Source organism: Microcystis sp. M049S2, assembly GCF_020245625.1.
Classification (GTDB): Bacteria; Cyanobacteriota; Cyanobacteriia; order Cyanobacteriales; family Microcystaceae; genus Microcystis; species Microcystis ichthyoblabe_A.
The window spans coordinates 1-9556 of sequence record NZ_JADBUN010000123.1 but is presented as its reverse complement, the minus strand read 5'-3'; the positions used below and the strand labels follow the sequence as shown (position 1 = coordinate 9556).

10 protein-coding genes are annotated in these 9556 nt (G+C 39.5%); 6 read left to right on the top strand and 4 right to left on the bottom strand.

The genetic code is table 11. From position 1 onward, the window contains the following. From IM496_RS10580 to IM496_RS10565, 4 genes are all read right to left on the bottom strand, one after another. Positions 1 to 525: Uma2 family endonuclease (locus IM496_RS10580; RefSeq protein WP_287661895.1), on the bottom strand; the 525-nt coding region annotated here is incomplete at its 3' end. A gap of 130 nt (positions 526 to 655) precedes the next feature. Then, positions 656 to 1345, bottom strand: coding sequence for a ParB N-terminal domain-containing protein (locus tag IM496_RS10575; protein WP_287661894.1), 690 nt, complete (start codon positions 1343 to 1345; stop codon positions 656 to 658). Then, a complete protein-coding gene (locus IM496_RS10570; protein WP_194016173.1) occupies positions 1346 to 2695 on the bottom strand; it encodes an AAA family ATPase in 1350 nt (449 codons plus the stop codon). A 340-nt stretch (positions 2696 to 3035) separates the two neighbouring features. Then, positions 3036 to 3977 carry a serine hydrolase gene (locus tag IM496_RS10565; RefSeq protein WP_194016176.1) on the bottom strand — a complete coding sequence of 314 codons (942 nt, stop codon included), beginning with the start codon at positions 3975 to 3977 and terminating at the stop codon, positions 3036 to 3038. A gap of 110 nt (positions 3978 to 4087) precedes the next feature. On the opposite strand from IM496_RS10565, the gene IM496_RS10560 reads away from it, so the two are divergent. The 6 genes from IM496_RS10560 (at position 4088) to IM496_RS10535 (ending at position 9056) form a co-directional block, all read left to right on the top strand. After that, positions 4088 to 4750: a 4'-phosphopantetheinyl transferase family protein gene (locus IM496_RS10560; RefSeq protein WP_004269010.1), complete on the top strand. Its 663-nt coding sequence runs from the start codon at positions 4088 to 4090 to the stop codon at positions 4748 to 4750. Positions 4751 to 4847: 97 nt separating this feature from the next. Continuing rightward, positions 4848 to 5981 carry a glycosyltransferase gene (locus IM496_RS10555; protein ID WP_287661893.1) on the top strand — a complete coding sequence of 378 codons (1134 nt, stop codon included), beginning with the start codon at positions 4848 to 4850 and terminating at the stop codon, positions 5979 to 5981. Between the two features lie 55 nt (positions 5982 to 6036). Then, complete coding sequence (gene clpS, locus IM496_RS10550; protein ID WP_004269012.1) at positions 6037 to 6330, top strand: ATP-dependent Clp protease adapter ClpS; 294 nt, start codon at positions 6037 to 6039, stop codon at positions 6328 to 6330. Positions 6331 to 6332: 2 nt separating this feature from the next. Next, the gene (locus tag IM496_RS10545; protein WP_002732155.1) at positions 6333 to 6617 is read left to right on the top strand and encodes a DUF2103 domain-containing protein; all 285 of its coding nucleotides are present in this window, start codon (positions 6333 to 6335) and stop codon (positions 6615 to 6617) included. A gap of 5 nt (positions 6618 to 6622) precedes the next feature. Beyond that, positions 6623 to 8569, top strand: a complete 1947-nt coding sequence (locus tag IM496_RS10540) for a pentapeptide repeat-containing protein (protein ID WP_287661892.1) — start codon at positions 6623 to 6625, stop codon at positions 8567 to 8569. 184 nt (positions 8570 to 8753) lie between these two features. Next, positions 8754 to 9056, top strand: a complete 303-nt coding sequence (locus IM496_RS10535) for a UPF0175 family protein (protein ID WP_194016182.1) — start codon at positions 8754 to 8756, stop codon at positions 9054 to 9056. Positions 9057 to 9556: the final 500 nt, after the last annotated feature.

The window sequence follows — 9556 nt, the reverse complement described above, 5'->3', positions numbered from 1 at the left end:
TTCTAGTTTAATATATTCTCCTGCCTGTAGCCGAAACCAATCAATTTCTTGTTCATAAAACCGCCAGACTAGGTATTCTTGGACTTGATTGCGACGGTAAACATTTAATTTTTGATGAACATCGTAGGAAGCACTAGAAGCTGCAATTTCGACAATTAATTCCGGCGCACCTTCTACATAATCATCTTGACTAATTGTCGATTGTCCTCCCTTGTCAATTCTTAATAGGGCATCCGGTTGGGGTTCGTTATCAATATCTAATCTCACGGTGGCATTATCACCTAATCTAACACCTGGAGTCGCCGCTTTATAGAGAGCTAACCATCCGATAATATTAGCATGAGGCTCGGCGTGACTTTCAAATCTGAGGGGAGATGCCATATAAACAATTCCTTCAATTAATTCCGCTTTTTTGAGATGGGGCATCCCTTGATAACGTCGTTCAAATTCCCATCGAGTTAATTTATCGCCGTTTTCTAGGGGAGGAATTGTTAAAGAATCAGCTATTACTGGGGTAGTTGTCATAAGTTTTCTCTTTTCACCCGTCTTCTAGTTAATCTTTGCACGCTATCGGATCAGGCTTTTTTACTGATCTTCCATTATTATAACATCCATCGGTAGGGTGTGTTAAAGTAGCTCAACACACCCACAAAAATCAATTATAAGTCAGCAAATAATCGACAAGCTTAATTAATCTTTTCTCTTTAACTCCTGACACCTGGCGATTTAGGACATCTTCCAAAGAATTAAAGGGCTTTTCTGAACGTTTTTTCAGAAAATCATTAACAGATGCAGGTGGAATTCCCCCTTTTTTAAGTTGATTAGCATCACAGGTATTCAAAAGCTCTAAAATCGACTTAGAAGGAGGAGAAGGAGGAGGAGAAATAATAATTTTTTCTTCCAGTCTTTTGATTTCTTTTTGGTACTCCTCTCGGATTGCTTGTAAATGGGTTTCTAATCGTTTTTCAAGATTATTCATCCTCAATTCTAGAGGATTATCTGTTTTTTCAGGCGTGGTAATTAACCCAGGAGAAGGAGATAATAACTGTATTTGCTGTAAAGCGATATTCTCCGCTTCTTTATCAACTACAAAAGCGTTAATCATCTCGATGTCAGGAACTTTCTGATTGGCGATAACAGAAGCATAATATTCTAAATCTCCACTGATAATATTATAACGTTCATCAACTTTTTTATTATCAGCTTTTTTGAGAATAACAGGGCGAATAAGTCCACCCATTTCAATAATAAGATTGGCTAAATTTTCTAATTCAGTTTCGGAGAAGGTTTCTCTGGGAACAGAAGGATTAATATCAGTAATATCGACTCGTAAAAATTTCGACATTTATTTAACTCCTATTTTAGCTAAAACTTCCAGTGCTAAGGCTTCAAATTCTGCTGCTGATACTCCTGCATCAGCTTGATGTTCGGCATAATCGATTATAGATTGGGGGGCAGGAATTTCTAAATCTCCCACAGTAACGTATTGATTTATACAGCGAGATAAAGGCATTCTTTCCGAGATAATTGATTCCATCAAAGGTAAACCATATTTGTCTGGAATCACTTGTTTTTGTTTGGGGAAATTATATTTTAAGTATTGAGCATGGGTGGAAATTTTGGAAGGTAAAACGCCTAAAATTTGTAGGGTTGGTTTACCCAAATCTCCACGACTTTCATTAATTTCCTCTTGAACAAAGTTTTTAACGCTATCTAATCCTTGATTAGAAAATGGTTTAAGATCTGAAGGAATTATTAGATAGTCAGCTGCAATTAAAGCAATGCGTGCATATAAATCAAGTGCGGGAGGTGCATCAATAATTACAATATCGTATTGATCCTTTACTTTCTCTAATTTTCTTGCCAATCTAGCAAATACCGCTGCATTATCTTTAATTTTAGCTTGGTTAGCAATTAAAGATATGTGAGAGGGAATAACATCAATTTCTGGATGATTGAATCCTTGGGATTTTCTGACGATATTTTCAATAAAAATGCGGTTACTGTTATCTAGCAAATGAAAGACATTTTTATCTTTTAAATCATCGTCATCATCGAATTGAAACTTAATTAAACCAACGGCAAAGGTACTATTAGCTTGAGCATCAATATCAATTAATAAAACTCGCTTGCCTTTTTTACTCAAAGCCGCCGCTAGATTAGTAGCGACGGTGGTTTTACCAACACCACCTTTATGATGATAAATTGCGATGGTTTTCATGGGGTTTCTGTGGTTGATTGTTGGAGAATTGAGCGGTGGAATGCCTAGGGATAAGGTTTCGTAGCCAATCAGAGATTTTAACTGTTCTAAGTGAGAGGCAATTTCTAACCCAGAACATCTAAAAACTAAATAAATTTTATCGGGTTTTCTTTGATAAAGTTGAATCTCATAACCATTGGTTAATAATCCCCACTGCACTTTAAAGTAGTTGAGATAATAACCTAAGCGGTGACGATGATTGATGAGCTTTTCTCTGGGGTTTTTAGCCTCGACAATTAGACAGTGAGAGGATAAAAACTGCTTTTTTTTGATAGGTTTTTGAGCGGAAACAAGGAAATCTAAGCGTACTTTACCGAAGCTAACTTGTTGATACCAATGTTCGGCATTGTAGCCTAGTTTGGGGAGTAAATACTGGACAATTAATTTACTCTCCACTTCCCTTTCGTTATGACAATGGCGAGGGTTGAAAGTCACACATTTGAGGAAATACTTAAGAACAACTTATTGTTAGTTTAAATGATTACAGTCCTTCTCGTCAAGGTGAAGCACAGACTAAACTTAATCGAGTATTTCAGCTGCAAGAACGAACCCCATCTCTCACTTATGGTGAGCAGCAGAAGTTATTAAAAGAGGGCGAATGCAATTCGCCCCTACAATAACATTATCGCCCCAATAGTAGGGGCGCATCGCGTGCGCCCAAATGTAATATTGTGTGCGCCCAAATGTAATATCGCGTGATCCCAAATGTGATATAGATACTTCTACAAAATTGAGATGCACCAAGCAGAGAAACCCATCCTACCCACAGCTTAAATTAATGGATCTGCATAATTTTCTCGGCTACTTTCTGGGAAATAAAAGGTAAAATTGAGCGATTTTGACTGTTATCTTTTCCCTCGGTAAATACCACCAATAGATAGGGAGTATGATGGGGAATTTCAATATAAGCTGCATCGTGACGTACTTGACTTGTCCAACCAGCTTTTGACCAAATTTGACTATTTTCTGGTAATCCTTGTCCCAGAAATCCTAAGATTTGTGTATCATCTCCTTGACTTGTCCAATCAGCAGGATTAAGACTTCGTTTTAGTAAAGACATCATCATCTGGGAACGTTGGGAAGAAACCGCAATCCCCCCAACAATAGTATGAATTAAACGCGCCACTGCATTGCTAGTTAACATATTGCGATTTTCCATTAATTCCCCTAAAAAATTGCGTTCACGTCCATAGGGACTATCAGACCAAGTTTTTTGATTAACGTTAATTGTCGCTAATTCTGGCCAATTTAAGGATTGAAAATAACGATTAACTATGTTGCGTTGTTGCTTCCAAGTTTCAAAAGGACCGGCGGCAATTTCTGGACCACTAGTGGTTCCCGTGACCAGATCTACAACTAAACTGGTAGCATCATTACTAGAGTCAACAATCATGTCACGAATGGCGCGATTTAATTCGCTGCTTTCGGCAATCATTCCCCCCTCTAACCACTCATGAATTGCTACTAGATAAAACAATTTCACTAAACTAGCGGGATAGGTTCTTTCTTGTCCTCGATAACTAAAGCCGCGGGGGGAATATTTCCAGAATTCTTCGTGAGAAATTGCTCCCCCCGTGTTGACGATAACGGGAGGATCATATACTATCCAAGTTAGGGCGATTTGTTCTTGAGCTAATTGGGGAAATTCTCGCCAAGTTGTTTCTAAAATATCTGTGCCGAACTGTTGGAGTTGGTCTTCAGTATGAAAAAAGTTCATAGGTGTGCTGCAAAGTCAAGAGTTAGAAGGTGGATAAATTATTGAGTCGGCAATTCTCATTTTAAGGTAAAATTTACCGATAATTAATTATTTGATCGCTTCTGAGTTTAATGTTTATATCTACCGATGAGGTTCATCTCTATTTTATCAGTCTTGATCCCTCTGGGGATAGACTAGAAAAACTGGCTTCTTTGCTCTCGGAAGATGAAATAATTAGAGCTAATCGTTACCATTTTCCCGAACACAAGCGGCGTTTTTTGGTGGCTAGGGGATGTTTACGCGAGATTTTAGGGTCATATTTGGCGATAAGTCCCGAAAAAATCGAGTTTATCTACAGTGAACGGGGAAAACCGAGTATTAACTACCAATTACAGTTTAATCTCTCCCATTCCGAAGATATGGCAATCTGTGGCTTGACTTTAACCGCTCGCATTGGGGTAGATTTAGAGAAAATGCGCCAGATGAAAGATTTAGATAGCTTGACAAAAAGGTTTTTTTGTGCTAAAGAACATGAGCTTGTTGAAAAGTCCGCAGAGAAGGAAAAGCTATTTTTTCAGTTATGGACGGCAAAAGAGGCTTATTTAAAGGCACTGGGAACGGGAATTAGCGGGGGACTCGATCGAGTGGAAGTGGGCCTCAATCCCTTAAAATTAGACAATGTGGCGGGGGAATGGCAATTATGGACAGCGGCAATCGGCGATAATTATCGAGCGACGGTGGTTATCGAAGGTAGCGATCGAGTGATTAAAACCTTTGGCCTTTCTGATCTATGATTAATTGGGGAGTTAATTGCCTTGAGAAATTCAGTAATTATTCCTAGCTATCTCAAAAAAAGCTTGTCCTTAATTATTACTTAACCTTGTTTTCTCTATGCGAATTGCTCTTTTTACAGAAACTTTCTTACCAAAAATCGATGGTATTGTCACCCGTCTTAAACATACCGTGGAACACCTACAAAGATTAGGTCATCAAGTATTAGTTTTCTCTCCCGATGGTGGTTTAAAGGAGTACAAAGGTGCTAAAATTCATGGAGTTACAGGGATTCCCTTACCCCTATATCCAGAATTAAAAATGGCTTTCCCCCGGCCTTCAGTCGGTCAAGCTTTAGAGAGGTTCAAACCCGATATTATTCATGTGGTTAACCCGGCTGTTTTAGGGGTGGGAGGCATTTATTTTGCCAAAACTATGAACATTCCCCTCGTCGCTTCCTATCATACCCATCTCCCCCAATACCTACAACACTATGGATTAGGTTCCCTAGAAGGATTACTCTGGGAATTATTAAAATTGGCCCACAATCAAGCAAGTTTAAATCTCTGCACTTCCACTGCTATGGTGCAAGAATTATCTAGTCGTGGCATTGAAAAGGTCGAGCTTTGGCAAAGGGGAGTCGATACGGAATTATTTCAACCTCATTTAAAATCCCCGGCTATGAGACTGAAATTATCCCAAAATAACCCCGATAGTCCTCTCTTATTATACGTCGGTCGAGTGTCGGCCGAAAAAGAAATTGATCGCATTAAACCAGTCTTAGAAGCGATTCCCGAAGCAAGATTTGCCATTGTGGGAGATGGTCCCCATCGGGAAGCTTTAACAAGTCATTTTGCCGACACAAATACCCATTTTGTCGGTTATTTACAGGGGTTAGAATTAGCCGCCGCTTTTGCTTCCGCAGATGCTTTTCTGTTTCCCTCACGCACAGAAACCCTCGGTTTGGTACTCTTAGAATCCATGGCTGCCGGTTGTCCGGTGGTGGCGGCAAATTCGGGGGGAATTCCCGATATTGTCACCGATGGAGTTAATGGTCATCTCTTCGATCCTAGGGATGAAAAGGGTTTAATTAGTGCCACCCAAAGATTACTAACCGCCAAGGCAGAAAGAGAGGAATTACGACGAAATGCGCGTCTAGAAGCGGAAAAATGGGCATGGCAAGCGGCCACCAAACAGTTATTAAATTACTATCACCAAGTTTTGAATAATAATTCTGTGGCTTTTGCCGCTTAATTGTTGTCAAAATGCTCGAATTTAACCGCAAAAACCTTGACCTATTGTAACTTTTATGGCCAGCGCACCTAGTACCACCTTAGATAAGTCCACCCAAGGGGTGAAAAAGACTTATCCCAACTATAAAGTTATTGTTCTCAACGATGACTTTAACACCTTCGATCATGTGGCCAATTGTTTAATTAAATATATCCCGGATATGACCACCGATCGAGCTTGGGAATTAACTAATCAAGTTCATTACGAAGGACAGGCAATTGTCTGGACAGGTCCCCAAGAACAAGCGGAACTTTATCACCAACAATTGCGACGGGAAGGATTAACCATGGCTCCCCTAGAGGCCGCATAATTATGAATAATGGTCGCTTAGTTTGGAATCATTCTACTCATATACCGGGGTTGATTGCGGTATTAGAAAAGTTAATTACTTATCAGGGAATCACCACTGTCACCCCGGGGGTACTTTCTCGCTCAAAAGGTCATTGTCCGCGGTTACAATTGCGGATATCAGTGCCAATTCGTGGTGGTTTTAAGCTGATTGCGAGGACAGGAAAAAGTGTTCAGGAGGTCTTTGTTATTACCGATTTAAACCAAGAGGATTTAGAAATGGCTATCCAAGCTTGTTTAGGAAAATAACTGTCGTGGGTGCGTTGTTGAAAAGCTGCTGGTTACTAATCATTGTTTTTCTGTTTTTCTGTTTACATTCTCTCCCTAGTTTGGCAGTAGTGGATAGGGTTCCTTTAACAGTAACTTTATTGCAGGAACGTTTAAGCGCACCCGTCCTTAAAGAAGGGATGACTACTATCGATTTAGCCAATTTAGTTATCGATATCCGCGATGAAAATAAGGAACTGCAAGAACAATTTTATCAACAGATTCAAGGTCAAATTAATCGCGCTAAACAACCCCTAGGTTTAGATTTTAGTAATTCCTTAATTCAAGGCAATTTTATCGCTTCCCGTCTGGGTTTACCGACTCCTTTAACAAAAGTGGCCCTTGCTACCTTGTTATCACCCACAGAAGAACAGTTATTACAACAGGACGAAAATTTTTTATTCGATAGCGATGAACCGGTTTTTAATGTCACAGTATTTCGTGGACCGGTGAAGTTGCAGGGAACGGTATTTATGGGAGAAGTGGACTTTTCTAAGACTTTTTTTCTGCAAATTGTCGAAGCAATGGCAGCAAAATTTAGTCGTGAAAGTAATTGGGTAGAATCGCGTTTTGCTAGGGTGGCAAAATTTACAAAAGCCAATTTTATGGGAGATGTAAATTTTAGTCAAAGTCAATTTTTAAATAAAGCCATCTTTCGCAGCGCACATTTTAAAAGTATTACTAACTTCCATGGCAGTCATTTTACTGCCGAAGCTTATTTTGATCAAACTAAATACGATAAACCCGCAGATTTTACCCGTACTTTCTGGGAAAAAGAAGCTAATTTTTCCCAAAGTCAATGGCGAGATCGTCCGCTATTTTCTAAGAGTAGATTTTTAAGTTTATTAACCTTTAGAAATGCCACTTTTGAAAAATCGGGCGCTTTCCGGTCTAGTTATTTTAATGGTGTGGTTAGTTTTCAAGATGTGAAACTTTTAGATCAGGTAGATTTTAGTAATTCCACTTTTACTAAAAATAGTTATTTGAGTGTATCGGGATTAGCTTTTGATTCCGATAAAGCGAAAATACTGGGAGATAGAGGAGTAATTGGTCAGGCAATTTATTTACCAAACCTAGCAGGAAATGAGACAGTTTTAAGAAATTTAGTTCGTAATTTTCGCTCCCTAGAACAAATTGCCGATGCTAATCAAATTGAATACAAAACCGAAAAATTGCGATTACAACAGTTAAAACAAAAGCTAAATAATATCTCATTTATTCGCCTAATTAACCTCACTTGGGTAGCTGATTTTCTGCATACTTCTTTCCTTGCTTTACTATTACTCTTAAGTCAAGATGGTACAAATTTTAGTTTAGTTTTCGGTACAGGAATCATAATTTTTGCCTATTTTGGCTGTTTATTTTGGTTAATTGATCGCGTGCGTCGTCTCACTCCTAAACCAGTAATTCCTAGTCGTTATGAAATCTTTTGTATGGTAACTAGCTATATTATTCTCACCCTTTCTGGTGTGTTTAATATCCTGCAATCTGCCAGTCGTCCCCTACTAACTTTAACAGCTATTGCCCTAATTCTTGTCCCCTTACCCCTAATTTTAATTATCGAACTTTATCGTCGGGGACGCTATCACGATTTAATGGATAGTTCCTATTTTCTGCAAGATGGCAGTATGCGACAATTACGCTTATTAATCACCCGTTTACCCGTGGTTCCTGAATTTCCCCTCTTTCGCGATCGTTATACTCCTATTCCTTGGCAAAAGCGTTGGAATTGGTTAAATTATTACGATTTAAGTCTCAATAATTTGCTAAAATTAGGCTTTAATGATTGGCGAGTTCGCGATCGAGAATTACCCGCTATCATTTCCTTTTTAGTTTGGTATCAATGGGGTATCGGCATCTTTTATATCACTCTCCTTATCTGGACTCTCTCGCGCACAATTCCGGGGTTAAATCTCTTGATTTATTTAAAATAAACTGTAAAAATCAAAGAGGGCGAATGCAATTCGCCCCTACAATCCTATTATTACACCAATGGTAGGGGCGCATCGCGTGCGCCCAAAATGTCCTATAGATATTTCGACCAAATTGAGATGCACCCAAATTATCCCTATTCTTCTTCCTTCCACACAAAAACTGGAAGAGCCATCTATTTCACCTATGATAGAACTAACTGGTAGCGACTCCGATAATTTTATGAAAATCACTGTTGATATTCCCGACGAAATCGCCCAGAGATTAGGTCAAACAGGCGATAATTTGGCTCATAAACTGCTGGAAATGGTTATTGCTGATGCTTACCGTGCTGGTATCTTGAGTACGGCCGAAGTTGGACGCATCCTTCAATTACCTTCTCGGTTAGAAACTCATGCCTTTTTAAAGCGGATGGGAGTCTATCTGAATTATGATCAAACTGAACTAGAACGCGATTTGCAAACTCTCAAAGAACTCAGAGCAAAATGATAGTTGTTTCTGACACTTCTCCGATTTGCTACCTGCTCTTAATTGACCAAATTATGATCCTACAAGAACTGTAGGAGCTTGTGGTCATTCCTGAAGCTGTAGCTGATGAAGTGAACTACTCTCAATTCCGTTGAGAGTAGTTCAAGAGTAAGGGACTTGCGTGGGAATAATATACCAGCCAGAAAATCGCTCTGTAGAAGAATCAGACCAGCCAGATGGCATATTATCAAAGCGCAAGTCCCTAAGAGGAAGGGGGCTATCGAAGGCTCTCCCCCTACTTAGGGTGATCAGCAAACCTGATCAAGCGGAGGGCGCAGGTTCCTTGCGCTCCTACAGTAAGGGACTTGCGTGGGAATAATATCCCAATCGATCGGAGGGCGCAAGCTTTGCGCCCCTACAGTAACGGATTTTGTCCACAATGTAGGGGCGAACTGCGTTCGCCCAAAAGGTACATTATCAAAGCGCAAGTCCCTTACGGATTTTGTCCACAATGTAGGGGC